9 protein-coding genes are annotated in these 16,096 nt (G+C 35.3%); 3 read left to right on the top strand and 6 right to left on the bottom strand.

The features are described 5' to 3' along the window. Nucleotides 1-166: 166 nt before the first annotated feature. From pbpC to MODO_RS00430, 3 genes are read right to left on the bottom strand one after another with little or no spacing between them, the layout of a single operon-like run. Entirely contained in the window at nt 167-2,545 is a 2,379-nt protein-coding gene (gene pbpC / locus MODO_RS00440) for a penicillin-binding protein 1C (RefSeq protein WP_036496803.1), read from the bottom strand. A gap of 59 nt (nt 2,546-2,604) precedes the next feature. Beyond that, nucleotides 2,605-8,130 carry an alpha-2-macroglobulin family protein gene (locus MODO_RS00435; RefSeq protein ID WP_006257395.1) on the bottom strand — a complete coding sequence of 1,842 codons (5,526 nt, stop codon included), beginning with the start codon at nt 8,128-8,130 and terminating at the stop codon, nt 2,605-2,607. 16 nt (nt 8,131-8,146) lie between these two features. Then, entirely contained in the window at nt 8,147-8,590 is a 444-nt protein-coding gene (locus MODO_RS00430; RefSeq protein ID WP_006257394.1) for a nucleoside deaminase, read from the bottom strand. A 72-nt stretch (nt 8,591-8,662) separates the two neighbouring features. Here MODO_RS00430 and MODO_RS00425 point away from each other — a divergent pair, with 72 nt between their 5' ends. Genes MODO_RS00425 through MODO_RS00415 form a run of 3 tightly spaced genes read left to right on the top strand, consistent with a single transcriptional unit; the run spans nt 8,663 to nt 12,352 of the window. Beyond that, complete coding sequence (locus MODO_RS00425; RefSeq protein WP_006257393.1) at nt 8,663-10,429, top strand: 1-deoxy-D-xylulose-5-phosphate synthase; 1,767 nt, start codon at nt 8,663-8,665, stop codon at nt 10,427-10,429. Nucleotides 10,430-10,432: 3 nt separating this feature from the next. Further along, on the top strand, nt 10,433-11,632 hold the full coding sequence (locus MODO_RS00420; RefSeq protein WP_006257392.1) for a DUF3078 domain-containing protein: 1,200 nt from the start codon (nt 10,433-10,435) through the stop codon (nt 11,630-11,632). 12 nt (nt 11,633-11,644) lie between these two features. Beyond that, the gene (locus MODO_RS00415; RefSeq protein ID WP_006257391.1) at nt 11,645-12,352 is read left to right on the top strand and encodes a porin family protein; all 708 of its coding nucleotides are present in this window, start codon (nt 11,645-11,647) and stop codon (nt 12,350-12,352) included. Here the strand turns inward: MODO_RS00415 and MODO_RS00410 are convergent. The 3 genes from MODO_RS00410 to asnS form a co-directional block, all read right to left on the bottom strand. Further along, nucleotides 12,340-12,744 (bottom strand): hypothetical protein, encoded by a 405-nt coding sequence (locus tag MODO_RS00410; RefSeq protein WP_230456705.1) that lies wholly within the window; start codon nt 12,742-12,744, stop codon nt 12,340-12,342. The two genes, MODO_RS00415 and MODO_RS00410, sit on opposite strands and share 13 nt — an antisense overlap. Before the next feature lie 223 nt (nt 12,745-12,967). Then, nucleotides 12,968-14,422: an RNA polymerase factor sigma-54 gene (gene rpoN, locus MODO_RS00405; RefSeq protein WP_006257389.1), complete on the bottom strand. Its 1,455-nt coding sequence runs from the start codon at nt 14,420-14,422 to the stop codon at nt 12,968-12,970. A gap of 112 nt (nt 14,423-14,534) precedes the next feature. Then, nucleotides 14,535-15,968 (bottom strand): asparagine--tRNA ligase, encoded by a 1,434-nt coding sequence (asnS, locus tag MODO_RS00400; protein ID WP_006257388.1) that lies wholly within the window; start codon nt 15,966-15,968, stop codon nt 14,535-14,537. Between the last annotated feature and the right edge of the window lie 128 nt (nt 15,969-16,096).

Genomic DNA, 16,096 nt, shown 5'->3' with positions numbered 1-16,096 from the left:
ATTTAGTCATATAAAAGGTTTTACTATAAGTGTTTGTTGTTTACTCGTATGATTTAGAAATTTTTATCATCCTGAATAAGCATACAGATATAAAATAGAAAAAGAAGAAGAGAAGCTGTTTTGAGTACGAGTGATGAGTAGAGGAGCTATGTTTAGCTCCTCTATTTTATTTAGGGCTACTGAGTTCTAATGTGATTTGAATCGTTTTAGTATTTCCATCAGCATCTACTATGGTTAAATAGTGTATGCCTGGATCTGCTTGTATAGCTTGCTCATGAAATAATGAAGTCTCGCCTAAGTATTCTTCATCTAGGTACCAGTATAGTGTTTTGGCAGGATTGCTAGTCGCTGCTTTAGCTATAAAGGGCTGCACATTAGAATAGAAGTCTTTAGTTAGATAGATTAGATCATTGTGCTTAGGATAGATAAACTCTGTCGTATTCTGTGTGCTATAATCTATACAGTCAGGTCTATAAGGAGGTAAGTCCTTATAATCACTGTGATGTCGCTTATAGAAGTGAGCCATAGTCGGAGGCAAGATGAACCAAGGTTGATTCATGATATTGTCAATGGGTTCACACATACTGTTGACCTGATAGCTCATTGACTGATCTAGGTGAACAAGTTTGTGATAAGGGCATAGCTCCGTCTTTTTAGCACGATAAGGTACTAGTTCTGTTCTCTTGTCACAGTATGGGCCAGCTAGGTATCCTGATTGGGTACATACTTCTATCTCTTCCATGTCGTTTAACGGTTGTTCAAACCAGCTCGTACGTGGTAATAAATTAAATACGTCAAATAGTATAGGACCAGCCATACGCACTCCACTGATAGATGGACGACCTTCTCCTGAGGCATTCCCTACCCAGATACCTACTACATACTTTTTATTAACACCGACTGCCCATGCATCTCTACCTCCAAAGCTTGTACCTGTCTTCCAAGCTATTTTAAGCGATGAGTCATAGTATCTCCATGCTTCATCTCCTTCTGGTCGATTAACTTGTGTAAGTGCTTTAAAAGTGTTGTAAATAGCTCCTGCGCCAAGATGTGCTTTCTCTTTGCTATCCTGTCCAAAGTCAAGCTGAATGTTTTTATTCCAGTTTAAGTCTTGTATTTCGTTGCTTCTATATTGACCTTTTGTTCTATTGTAATAGTTAAGGGTAGAAGCTAGTCCTGTATATGCTTTCGTTATCTCCCATAGATTGCTCTCCGCTCCTCCTAATATCAGGGATAGACCATAGTGATTAGGGTGTTTAGAAATAGATTTAAAGCCCAAGTTTTGCAATTGATTATAGAATCTATAGATACCATATTTCTGAAGCATTAATACAAAAGGAATATTTAGTGATCTAAATAAGGCTTCGTCTGCTGGTACTGCTCCTTCATAAGAGCTATTAAAGTTCTCAGGTTTATAGCCCGATATCACTACAGGTATATCAGCAGCTAATGTTTTGGGTAGGAGTTCTGCATCATCTAGCATACTCGCGTACAAGAAGGGTTTAATGATACTCGCTGTACTGCGCTGTGCATGGATGATGTCTACATCTTTTTTATGTTGTACTGTAGTAGGGGTATTTCCTACATAGCTGATGATATCACGTGTTTCTACATCTATGACGATAACAGCCATATTATAGATTTCTGTTTGACTATAATTAAAATAATACCCCTTCACGATATCATTGACACGTTGTTGAATATTATAGTCTATCGTAGTATGATTTCTCTCTTGACTATTTGTCTTAGCTACATACTGTAATAGGTGAGGTGCTATCTGAGGTAGCTCATGAGGCTTCTGAGGTAGAGGCTCTTCTAATGCTAGTAGATAGGTGCTCTCATCAAAAGTGCCTTTGTCTAGTAACTTTTTCAGTAAGGCATTTCTTTTTTTAAGTAATGTTTCTTGGTTCTTTCCTGGGTATATTAAGCTTGGAGCGTTTGGTAACACTGCTAATGTAGCACTCTCTGCCCAAGATAACTGTTCTGGTGTTGTCCCAAAATAACGCCAAGCTGCTACTTCTATACCTACCACATTACCTCCAAAAGGGGCATGCGATGCGTATAGGCTTAATATTCTATCCTTACTATACTTAAACTCTAGGCGAGTAGCTTGTATCGCTTCAATAAGTTTCTCTGAATAGCTTCGTTTCTTACCATCTCTAGATAGACGAATAGTCTGCTGTGTAAGTGTACTTCCTCCTCTGACTACCTTGTCAGACTGAAGATTAGCTCTAAAGGCTTTTATCATTGACACGGGGTTAACTCCCCAGTGATAGTAAAAGTATTCGTCTTCGAAGGCAATAATACACTCCTTAAACTTATGAGGTACAGAGTCTACTTCTGGGAAACGCCATTGTCCATCAGTGGCTATCTGTGCGCCAAGAAGTTTATTATCATTACTTTCTATTACGGTGGAATAGGGTTTAGTAAACAATTCGCTAGGAAGCGAAAAGTAATAGAGTGCTAAGAGAATAGAAGCGATGATTGTCATCACTTTTCTCTTTAAAGACCATGTTTTCCAATTCAAGTTAAGTTTCAATTTCATATAAAATAAAAATACAGGGAATTTTGTTTCCCTGTATTTATTTAATGATTGTCTATTTATTATTTTACTACTTCTATCCATTGTCCTGCTGTACGGCATCTGTATGAATTGTCATACATCGCTTCTGCATAGACTCCTGGCATATAATACTTACCTAGGTAAGATGCATTTAATACCACTCTTAATGTCTTTGTCTCTCTTGGATTAAGACTGAAGTAGAAGTTAGAACGGTCATCTCTGATATCTGTGTGTTGTACAGGATTACTCACTTCACCAGCATCTGTGTATCTCAGGTTTACAATCTCCCATCCAGATGGGATAATCTGTGTCAATGCTACATTATCAATACTGTTAACAGTAGTATTCGTAATCGTAATATAAGCAGAGAACTCTGTTCCTTGGCTCAACTGAGTAGGGTTAATTACTTGCTGACTTGCATCTCTAAACGAGGTGCGAATACTGATATTACTTTCGTCTGTCAATTCTTTTCCTACTGGAAGGATACCACTATAAGCCACACGAGCATAAACAGTAGATGTGTTCTTATTGACTAAACTAACTTCATTAGTAGAAGATATCGTTTTAAAGTCATACTCATACATATTGTTTTTTGTTGTAGCATTTGTAGTCGTTCCGTTATTTGTGAAGTCTACATTGATACCTTCTTTTGATTTATTATTCTTTACATAAGCAGAGATTACGTTCAGTCCGAATGCTGTACTCTGTGTACTCATCCATGTATTAGAACCTAATCTTTTTGCCAATGTGTTTGCATATTCATGCATTAACTTATTATTCGATTTAGTCAGAATAAGTGTTTCTAATGCCATAGCTAATCTTCTCTCATAAGAACCATAATAGTAATACTGAGATTGATTATTCTCTATAATAGGTGAGCTTGCTATTAGTTTATTAGCAGCTTCTTTTTGACCCGCTAAAGCATAGGCTGCTGCTAGACGTAACTTCGTATCAGCAGAAATACCTGTAGTCTCTCTTAGCCTATTCATAGAAGCTAAGTCAGCATTACCTGCTAGTGCTAATGTGTATAATCTATAAGCCTGCGCAATATCATTGTTATAACGACTGCTGTATGACCATGATCTTACTGCTTTTTGTTGATAAGCGATTGCATTAGCTTTACTTCCAATAGGTAGTGCATATCCTCTTTTCTCAGCTTCGATTAAGAAGTGTAAGATGTATGAAGTAGTCCAGTCATCAGAATAAGAATCACTGCTCCAGTATCTAAAGCTACCATCTGCCATCTGACGTTGAGCTAATGTCTTTAACCCTTCGTTGATATTGCGCTGTAGACTTTCTTTTTTGCTCTTACTTACATAAACTAAGTCTTCTAAGAAGATCTGAGGGAATACTCCAGAAGTCACCTGCTCACTACATCCGTGAGGATATTTAATCAAGAAGTTTAATCTAGATGTTAGGTTAATACCAGGGAAAGTAGATAGCTCTAGAGTAGCTTTATTACTACCTGTCACTCCAAACTTCTCCCATTCGATTTTATTTGTACTGTTTGGTTCTAATACGATATCTTCTGTCTTCACAGTGACAGGATTAGGATTTAGTACATCTAACTCTACTACATAAGTAGCTCTCTCTTTACCAGATATAGCTTCTATTTCTATCTTAGAAATACCTGTTTTTTGTTGTACTTCTAGGTCACAGTACACTACTTTTTCGTCAGGTTCACTGAATGTTATTTCCTGTGTAGCATTATTCTGAATCTTAAACTTGTCATCTGTTTTTACTTTTACAGTTACATTTTTCACATGACTTTCCATAGCGAATACTGTGATCGGTAGCGTTACTTTCTCTCCTGGTACAGCTCTTCTAGGAAGAGAACCTAATATCATCAGAGGGTTGTTTACTTTGACCGTTTTCTCTACACTTCCGTATGCTTTAGTAGCTACATTAGAAGCAACTACCATCGTACGAACTGATCCTATGTACTTAGGTAGTTTTACTTTATGAGTTCCAGTTTTGCCTCCATCAAGAACGAATGGTCCTAAGTGGATAACAACCGGTTTAAACCTATTTGCTTTCTTCACTTGACCAGCTCCAAGGTCTTCATCTCCCCCTATGCTGAATACTTGATTAATAGCACCACCATAAGCTCCAATAACGTTGTCGTAGATATCCCAGGTACGCACACCTAGAGCAGTTTTGCTATAGAAGTTATCCCAAGGGTTAGGAGTCTTAAAACGTGTTAGATCTAGTAGACCGTCCTCTACTATCGCTATAGTATAAGTCATTTTTTGACCTGCCTTTTCTTTTACTTGAACAGTGAATTCTTGTTCAGGCTTTAGTTTGTCAGGTATAGTCAGAACAGGCTCTAGCTTAGTTTTCTTATTGTATACATTGATAGGAGCTACTCCATACATACGTATAGGAGAGTTATTTAACGTAGAAGCATGTGGCTGTATAGCAGATACATTGATATATACATTAGGCGACATCGCTTCTGTAGTAGCGATTTCGAATGTCGTTTCTCCTTTTTGAGTTTTCACCCAATGTGTCTCTAATACAGTAGATCCATTCTCTATAGAGATTAATGCTCTACCACCTTCACTAGATGGGAAAGATAGTTTTATCTTCTCTCCTGTATTATAATCTTTTTTATCTGTAGCTAGGGCTAATACTGTAGCTTCTTTTCCTTGTGAATGTTTGGTTTTACCAGACCAATAAGGGTAGTCTACATATACCACAGAAGAGGCAATATGTTTACCGTATTTATCACGCGCTACAATCTCATAAGTACCCCAATCCTGTTCTGGAATAGTCAGAGACATAGTAGCTGTACCGTTAGAAGATGTCGTGTAATCTACCGCATCTTTATACACAGAGTAGTAGTCTGAACTACTGTAGCTAGAAGCTCCGTTGTTATTAGAGCTCCACCACCAATACCCTTTTTTTCTATAAACAGTTACGTTGATATCATGAGACTTCGGAGCCCCTTGTGCATTCAAAGTTACAAAAGAGAATTTAAGAGGTTCGTCTGTTTGATAATAACCATATTTATTAGCATCAGGTGCCTTTATCCCTACATAGGTATTGTATGGAGAGATCGTAGCTGTAGATACATCAGTAGATACATCACCTCCGTTCTCGTATACCTTAGAAGTAAAGATTGCTTTTAGCATTCCTGTGTTTTCTGGTATATTATTTAGATTAACAGAAAATGAGAAGTCACCTTCAAAGTCTGTTGATCCTGAGAAAGCATTTATCTCTTGAGAACCATAAGAACTCAAGCTGTTACTAAACGAATATGTTTTATAGTTAGAGAAAGTTGTTGCTTGTGGAAGTAACTTTAGGGTTACTTCTGCTTTTAGGTTTTTAGCAACACTTCCTTGTAACCATTGTACATTATAGTCGACTCTAGCACTGTTACTATTGCTGTAAACAGTTTTGCCTTCGATTGTGTTTTTAATCTTTAAACGATTCGGTTTTATCGTTTCAATTTTAATTTGCTTGTAGAATTTAGCACCTCCTACACTTACAACTGCCTGCCAATTCCCTGTAAGAGATTCAGGGTTTGTTTTTAAGACATAAGCATAGTGATTATTAGCATTCTTTTTCTGTACTATCTGATCTACTACTTTCCCGTAAGGATCAGAGAAAGTTAGTTTGATCGGGTGGTTAGCAGGTAGAGGATTAGCTAGATCATCAAGAATGAAATCTAGGTAAATGTTGTCTCCTGGTCTCCATACTCCTCTTTCAGTATAGATATATCCATTGATACCTTTTTGTAACGTAGTACCATCTACATCATAGTTACTCATAGATAGAGAGTTTGCCTCATCTATTTTTACATAAGTTGTATTTCTATCATCTTTTATAATAGCAAAGGCAGGTTTCTTTTTCTCTAGGTTAACAATAAGAATACCGTTAGTATCAGTCTTAGCAGAAGTAATTAATTGTTGTCTATACGTATAGAATTCTACTGTCGCTGCCGCAACAGGATCTGTTGTAATCAGATTCGTAACAATTGTTGTATAGATATTATTATTACCACCTTTAATGATTACACCTAAGTCAGTAGCTAATACATTAGTAGCTGCTTTCTCGTGATAGTAGTAGTAAGATTGAGAACATGGGTCATCTTTCTCACTCCAGTTATAGTAATAGTAGTAATCATCATCATAATACTCATCATCTTGATTTAGTTCCTCATCTGTATTTTCTTCTATATCCTCATCTGTAGTCTCGCTGTCTTGACTCTCAGCACACCCATATAATGAATACGAACGATCAAAAGAGAACTCCACTCTGTATATCGCTCCTGGATCAGGACTAATAAGAGTAGATAAGTCTAAGGCATAAGTATTGTACTGCATTAATGCTTTAGGATTCGCATTTGTCAGTTTAATCGTAGTTTTTGCGATAGGATCAGCCACTCTGTTAAGGCTGTATTTTCCATCTATATTATTCTCTTGTAAGAATTGAAGAATATTGTTTTCGTATATTTTGTAAACTTTTACATCTACAGCTTTTAGTGTAGTAGCTCTAAAGTTTATTTTTAAATTTTCTGAGCTAGGTAATATTGTACCACTGTTGATCAGTTGTACATCAGGTTTAGGAATACCGAAGTTTAGCTCTACTACTTCTGTAGTCAGCGTTTTATTTCCTTTGTTATCTTCAATACCTGAACTGATTCTAATATTAATTTTGTCTTGTAACGGTTTGTCTGCAAATACTTTTAAGACGTTTCCATCTGTTGAGAAAGTTAGTTTTGCATCGTTATTCTCTAAGTCTATTAAACCATTAAAGTCTTGATTCTTCTTAAGAGGGTTCGAAAAGTTAATCCAAAAAGCTTGTGCGTCATCTACAACAGGCTCAACCTTAAAGTGATCAAAGTAATTCTGTTGAGGTACCGTGTGTACTTCAGTGCTTTTAGCCGCGTTATTTACAGGTTTACCATTGATAACGATATCAATCGATGATTCTGAAGGGGTTCTCTTAATCTTATTGATTGTGAACTTAAATTCTTTAGCTTCTGTTTTATCATCACTATCAAATTTTAGATCTAAGTTCTTTTTTTCTTGTACTGCTGTTAATACTTTTTTAGCATCAGCAGTAGTTAACCAATCACTTGTAGTCAGTACGCCATTAAGTACATATTCTGTATCTGATACGCTCTGAAGGTCTAATAACTGTGTATGGAATGTCTGAGGTACAGTCATCACCATAAAAGAGAAGTTCTTTAGTGCATCTTCTGTCTCTGTAACTTTGTCTAAATGAAAAGTAATATTATACCTCTGATCTTGTTTTAATCGCTCAGATGGGATAAAACGGATCACGTCTGTAGGTAAGTAGACTACTTTTCCTTTTACAGCTGGAGTGATTGTAAATAGGTCGCTGTCCAACTCCTCATTAGGAGCCCAGTTTTTCCAGTTTTTTGGGATACTGATATCGATAGGATCTTTAGTAGAGATAACACCTGCTGTAAAAGCTAGTATATATTCACTAAAAAGCTTAGGGTTGGATAAGTTGACATTTAAATCCCCATTCTTTTTACAAGACTGGAGCGCTATAAATGCACAACAGATGAGGATAAGTAGATTTCTGAATTTCATAGTTATAAGCAGTTTTTTATTTTCTTTTATTTTCAAAAAACGATTTCATTAAAGCAGTGCATTCCTGTTCAAGAACACCTGAGACTACTTCTGTTCTAGGGTGAAGTTGTCCTCCTATGGCTTTATATCCTCTTTTATCATCAGATGCACCATAAACAATTTTGGTTATTTGACTCCAATAAAGGGCTCCTGCACACATCTGGCAAGGTTCTAAAGTTACGAATAAAGTGCAGTTTTTCAAATATTTAGCGTTTAAGTAATTAGCAGCAGAAGAGATAGCTTGTATCTCTGCATGAGCAGTTACATCGTGTAATAGCTCTGTCAAATTATGACTTTTAGCTATAATTTGGTTATTGGCAACTACGATTGCTCCTACTGGAATTTCTCCCTTATCATACGCTTCTTTTGCTTCGCTTAAAGCAATGCGCATAAAATATTCATCATTGAAAAATGTATCCATTCTTTTGTGTTAACATAAATGCAAACTCAAAAGTAAAAACAAAATTGTAATTTTGTTTTTATTTTATTTAGAATGTCTAAAAACTTACTTGAACATATTAATACTCCGGCTGACTTAAAGAAACTTACAATTGAAGAATTGAAAGAATTAGCTGTGGAGTTGAGAGAATTTATTATTGATATAGTTGCTAGTAAAGAAGGGCATCTAGGAGCGAGCTTAGGAGTGGTAGAATTAACGATTGCACTACATTATGTATTTGATACTCCTGTCGATAATTTAGTTTGGGATGTTGGACATCAAGCATATGGGCATAAACTACTAACAGGTAGACAACAAGCATTCCATACCAATAGACAAAAAGGTGGTATTAGTGGATTCCCTTTAAGAGAGGAGAGTGTTTATGATGCTTTTGGAGTAGGACATTCTTCTACTGCTATTTCTGCTATTTTAGGTATGGCTATCGCAGCTAAGTTAAAAGGGGAAGAAGATAGATGTCATATTGCCGTTGTTGGTGATGCGTCTATTGCGTCAGGAATGGCGTTTGAAGGATTGAATCATGCTGGTGTGACAGATACTAATATGCTGGTGGTGCTTAATGATAATGCTATAGGTATAGATCCTAGTGTAGGCGCATTAAAAGATTATTTGACAGCAGTAAAGGATGGAAGTAATCCACGGGCAAATAATATGATTAAGTCTCTAAACTTTGATTATCACGGACCAATAGATGGCCATGATTTACCTAGATTGATAAAAGAACTCGAAAGATTAAAGAATATAAAAGGGCCTAAGTTTCTACATGTTATTACAACAAAAGGAAAAGGGCTAAAACAAGCAGAAGAAGATCAGGTAAAATACCACGCTCCTGGTAAGTTTAATAAAGACACAGGAGAGTTAATACCTAAAAAAGAAAGCGAGTTTCCTTCTAAGTTTCAAGATGTTTTTGGATTGACTTTGGTCGAGCTTGCAGAGGCTAATGATAAGATAGTAGGTATTACTCCTGCGATGCCTACGGGTAGTTCATTAAAGTTTATGATGGATGCCTATCCAGATAGAGCAATAGATGTAGGGATAGCAGAACAACACGCTGTGACATTAGCTGCAGGTATGGCTACAGAAGGTCTAATACCGTTCTGTGCTATATATTCTACTTTTTTACAACGTGCATATGATCAGGTAATCCATGATGTAGCTCTACAGAATCTTCCTGTTATATTTTGTTTAGATAGAGCAGGATTAGTGGGGGAGGATGGTGCTACACATCAAGGGGTGTATGATATTGCTTATTTAAATTGCATTCCTAATATGATTATTGCAGCACCTTTAAATGAGTTAGAGTTGCGCAATTTATTATATACAGCTCAATTAGGTCTAAACCATCCGATAGCAATACGTTATCCTAGAGGAAAAGGTGTTATTGAATATTCTTGGAAATTGCCATTTGAGAAAATTAATGTCGGAAGTGTTTCTCAAATCAAAAAAGGAGATAAATTTGCATTTATCTCTACAGGAACTATTGGTAATAATGTAGTTAGAGCAATGGAGTTTTGTGATAGTACTGAGTGGTCACATTATCACTTTATGTTTGTAAAACCATTGAATGAGGAGGTATTACATCGTATCTGTCAGGAGCATGAAAGGATAGTGACATTAGAAGATGGAACAGTAATAGGAGGTTTTGGTAGTATAGTAAGCCAGTTTGTTACCAAGTATTATCCTCATATTGCGGTAGAAATATTAGGAATAAAAGATACATTTATAGAACATGCAACTGTGTTAGAACAACAACAGTTATGTGGAATAGATACAGAAAGTATAGTTGCAATAATAAAGAATTAAGTTTTGGGAAAGATTAAGAAAGGTTTACTTGGTTTAATTGTATTAGGGAGTTGTTTACAGACGTATGGACAAGAAACGACAGAAAGTAAACAACCAGAAAATAAGAATGTTCAAAATGTAAAGAAAGATACTTTGCGTATAGAAGAGAACCCATATAATCCATTAATGGGAGTGATTCCATATAAAGATTATAGTGGAGGGACGATTATATACGATAAGAATGATAGAGGAGAACCTTTCTTAAAACCTGCAGTGTATGTAGAGAGAAAGAAACCTAAAATGAATAAGATAAAGACTAATTATAATCCTAATATAAATTTAAGTCTTTTACCTATTAACAACGAGATAATAGGTTATTGGGAAAAAGAAAATCGCTTAGGGTTAGACTTTAATCAGATTGCTTTTGTCAATTGGAGTGCTGGAGGAGATAATTCTATTTCAGGACTTTTAAAAGGAGAATTTGGACGTAAGTATATTAAGGGGCGATTATTATGGGAAAATACATTAAATTTAAGATATGGTCTTAATAAGCAGTCTGGAAGAGAATCTCGTAAGACAGATGATGTATTAGAATTAAACTCTGCTTTTGGGTATAAGTCTTCTGCAATTTCGGATTGGTATTATGTAGCGAAGCTAAACTTCAAAACGCAGTTTACCAACGGATATAATTATCCTGATACTGATAATCCTGTATCAGCTTGGTTTGCTCCTGCATACTTATTCGTCGGGGTCGGAGCGGAGTATATAGATCCTAAGACAGAGATGAAGTTTTATATTTCACCATTAACGCATAAAGCAACATTCGTTTTAGATCAGACATTAGCAGATCAAGGAGCATTCGGTGTGACTAAAGCAGAGAAAGATGACTTAGGTAATATTATTAGACGTGGATCTAAGTATAAAGCTGAGATAGGTTTTTTATTGAGTAGTGAATGGAAGAGAGAGATATTTAAAAATATGTTTTATCAACATAAACTAACTTTGTATAGTGATTATCTAAACAACTTTGGTAATGTAAATGTCATGTTTGAGATGAAGTTAGACCTTAAGGTTAATGATTATGTACGTGCTAATGTAGGAACGTATATGATTTATGATGATAATGTAAAGAATAAAGTTGTGAGAGATGGTGTGCAGGTTATGGAAGGCCCTAAGGTGCAGTTTAAACAAACTTTAGGAGTAGGATTAACTTACGCGTTTTAATTCTAAGAAGCTATGAGAAAATTACTAGTTATAGGTACTGTATTGTTGAGCAGTTTTATCGCTCATGGACAAGAATATATTGAGTCAAACGAAAATATAAATGAAACTGTTCAGGATTCTTTAAAAACAGTTGATTTTAAATATAGAGAAGATCAGTTTTACTTCGGTATCACACATACTTTAATGCAAGATAAACCTGCTGGTTTTTCTCCAAGTTCTGTATCTATAGGAATGAATGGAGGTTTTTTAAGAGATTTTCCTATTAATAAATCTAGAACAGTGGCTATAGCACCTGGAGTAGGATACTCGTATCTAAACTTAAGAGGTAATCTTGGGATTACACCAGATAATGAACATGTTATTTTAGGCTCTTATAAGAAAAGTAGTTTATCATTGCATGCTATTGATTTTCCTATTGAGCTTCGTTGGAGAAACTCAACACCATATAGTCATAAGTTTTGGCGTGTTTATTTAGGATTTAAGGCTAGTTATGTTTTTGGAGATCGTACGAAAACCACTACAGGTGATTACTCTGCTACATTTAAGGGGGATCCTAATGTGAATAAATGGTTGTATGGAGTTTATCTATCAGCAGGATTTAATACATGGAATGTTTATATGTATTATGGATTGAATAATGTATATAAAGATGAGGTATTGAAGTGGGATTCTAATAAACTAAGACTTCTAAATGTAGGAGTAATGTTCTATATTTTATAGTTGATAAAAATATAGACTAGTGAAGGTATAATCCCAATACAAAAACCTTGAATAATTTCTTTAGATGTATGTGCTCTAAGTAGTAATCTAGAACAAGCAACTATCCCGATTAAAAAGACGAAAAGAATTACCCCGATAATATTAGGTTGTTGTAGTTCCACTAGTACATGAATGTAAAACATAAAACTAGTAACTAATGTAGTGATATGGACACTTGACTTCTGTTTTAGTAACCCAAATAATAGAAGTAGGAGATAACTATTCATTAACCCCCAAATGTATAAGCGTATTGTATAAGCACTATTGTTATATAGAATATAATCCTTTAGCATAAACAATAAAACAATGTTAATGATAAAAGGGATGATACGCTCTTTTCTTGAGCTGACCATAACAGAAGTATTGACAAGCTTAAGAGATCTCAACAAAAAGTATATGCATATAGGCAATAGGCAGGTCGTAATTAGAACTTGCCCTAATATAATAGACATTTCTACTGAAGAAAAGTAGAAATGAGCCAATGAAAAATACAATAAAGTCGTTAAGAAAGGGACTGTTATTGGATGAAAAATATAAGAGAATAATTTCGCTGTTTTTTTCATTTAATAATCAGTATTAAATACGTTTACGCATTCTCGCTACAGGAATGTCTAATTGCTCTCTATATTTGGCTACTGTACGTCTAGCGATAGGATAGCCTTTATCTTTAAGTAACTCTGCTAGTTTGTCATCAGGATAAGGTTTTTTCTTGTCCTCTTCACCGATGATGTTTTGTAATATCTTTTTAATCTCTAGCGTAGATACTTCTTCACCTTGATCATTAACCATTGCTTCAGAGAAGAAGTTCTTGATTAGTTTAGTACCATAAGGAGTGTCTACATATTTACTGTTAGCTACCCTAGATACAGTAGAGATATCTAGTCCTACTAAATCAGCAATGTCTTTTAAGATCATTGGCTTTAGTTTGGTCTCATCTCCTGTCAGAAAGTATTCTTCTTGGTATTCAACGATAGCGTGCATGGTTACAAATAATGTTTCTTGACGCTGTTTTATTGCGTCGATAAACCATTTAGCACCATCTAGCTTTTGTTTGATGAATTGTACAGCATCTTTCTGTGCACTAGAAGATTTTGCAGATTCCTTATACGACTGTAGCATCTCTTGATAATCTTTAGAGACGTGAAGTTCAGGTGCGTTTCTTCCATTTAATAAAAGCTCAAGTTCACCTTCATTAATCTTAATTGTAAAGTCGGGCACTACATGTTCTATAGTGCGTTCATTACCGATATAAGCTCCTCCTGGTTTTGGATTTAGTTTTTCTATTTCATCGATAGCGTTTCTAAGTTTTTCTTTAGAAACACCATATCTCTGTAATAGTTTATCGTAATGTTTTTTTGTAAAAGCATCGAATTGATCTGCTATAATTTCCGTAGCTAGATCTACAGCATCTGACTGTGTTTTGTGTTTTAACTGTAACAGAAGACACTCTTGTAAGTCTCTAGCGCCTACACCAGCAGGGTCTAGTTCTTGTACGATTAGTAATATTCTTTCTACAGTCTCTTCGTCAGTATAGATACCTTGAGTGAATGCTAAGTCATCTACTAGATCTTGAGTTTCACGTCTTAAGTATCCCATATCATCGATACTTCCCACTAAGAACTCTGCAATCTTTCTGTCGCTATCATTTAACATGAAGGTGTTTAATTGATTTAACAGATCTTGATGAAATGATTCATGTGCGATGATAGGCATTTCGTACTCATCATCATCTTTACTGTAGTTATTCGCTTGTAATTTATAGTCAGGAGTTTCATCATCACTTAGATATTCATCTATATTGATGTCTTCTGCTTCTATGCGCTCATTGTCATAGTCTTCAAAGTCATTGTCAAATTCATCCACGTCTGTAGACTCATTTTCTTTACCAGTCTCTAGCGCAGGATTCTCAATTAGCTCTTCCTTCAGCCTTTGTTCAAAAGCTAAAGTGGGTAATTGTATTAACTTCATCAACTGGATTTGTTGAGGAGATAATTTTTGAGATAATTTGAGTTGTAAACTTTGTTTAAGCATTCTTTTGAATATTAATTACAAATAAAAAAAATGTTTACTTTAAAACATAATCTTTTTCAAATTTAATGAAAATATGTGATAAAGTAAACACTTTTATAAAGGTATTATGATGTTAGAACTCTGCGTTCTGCGGTGTTCTAGGGAAAGGAATTACGTCTCTAATATTCGTCATTCCTGTCGCAAATAATACAAGACGTTCAAAACCAAGTCCAAACCCACTGTGAGGAGCTGTTCCGAATTTTCTTGTATCTAGGTACCACCAAAGTTCTTCTTTGTCAATGCCCATTTTTTCAATTTTCTCTAAAAGAACATCGTAGCGCTCTTCTCTTTGCGAACCACCTACGATCTCTCCGATACCAGGGAATAAGATATCCATTGCTCTTACTGTTTTACCATCTTCATTCATTCTCATGTAGAATGCTTTGATTTCAGCTGGGTAGTCAAATAAGATTACTGGACACTTAAAGTGTTTTTCTACTAAGTAACGCTCATGCTCACTTTGTAAGTCTGCACCCCATCCATCGATGATATATTTAAACTTTTTGTTTTTATTAGGCTTACAGTTTCTTAAGATATCTACAGCCTCAGTATAGCTAACACGCTTAAAGTTGTTGTCTACTACGAAGCGAAGTTTTTCTAATAGACTCATTTCACTGCGTTCAGCTTGAGGTTTTGTTTTTTCTTCATCTTGTAAACGCTTATCTAAGAAAGCTAAGTCATCAGCACATTTATCTAATACGTAGTTGATTACATATTTGATAAAGTCTTCTGCTAAGTCCATATTGTCGTCTAAGTTATTAAACGCAACTTCTGGTTCGATCATCCAGAACTCTGCTAAGTGACGAGATGTATTTGAGTTCTCAGCACGGAAAGTAGGTCCGAATGTATATACTGAACCTAATGCCATAGCATAAGTCTCAGCTTCTAATTGTCCAGATACAGTTAAGTTAGTAGTCTTTCCAAAGAAATCTTGTGAGAAGTCTATCTTTCCTTCTTCTGTACGAGGTAGATTATTTAAGTCTAAGTTCGTTACTCTGAACATTTCTCCTGCTCCTTCTGCATCAGATCCTGTAATGATAGGTGCATTGAAATAGAAGAATCCATTTTCTTGGAAATATTTATGTACAGCATAAGATAAAACACTACGCACTCTCATAATTGCTCCAAATACATTTGTACGGATTCTCAAGTGAGCATTCTCACGTAAGAACTCTAGAGAGTGTTTCTTAGGTTGTATCGGATACTCTTCTGGATTAGCTTCTCCATATACTTTAAGATTTTCAACTTGTATTTCTACAGTTTGACCAGCCCCTTGGCTCTCTACTAATGTTCCTCTAACTGAGATTGCAGCTCCTGTGTGAATCTTTTTTAACAACTCTGCTGGGAACTTATCTAAATCAACAACACATTGAATATTGTTAATCGTAGATCCATCATTCAAGGCGATAAATTGGTTGTTTCTAAACGTTTTTACCCATCCTTTTGCTTTAACTTCATGGAGTAGACCTTTGCCTGCCAGTAGATCGTTAATTTTCGTATGTTTCATCGTGATTTATAATTTTAATAATCAGTGTCTTATTTAGACAATTTCAAATACTTGCAAAAATAGTAAAATATTGTGTATTATGGAATAAAGAAATTGTCATAATGAGGTAATAATTATGAGAGAATAAA

The organism is Myroides odoratimimus (assembly GCF_001485415.1).
Classification (GTDB): Bacteria; Bacteroidota; Bacteroidia; order Flavobacteriales; family Flavobacteriaceae; genus Flavobacterium; species Flavobacterium odoratimimum.
The sequence above is the reverse complement of the archived record's forward strand: the minus strand, read 5'-3'. Positions and strand labels throughout refer to the sequence as shown.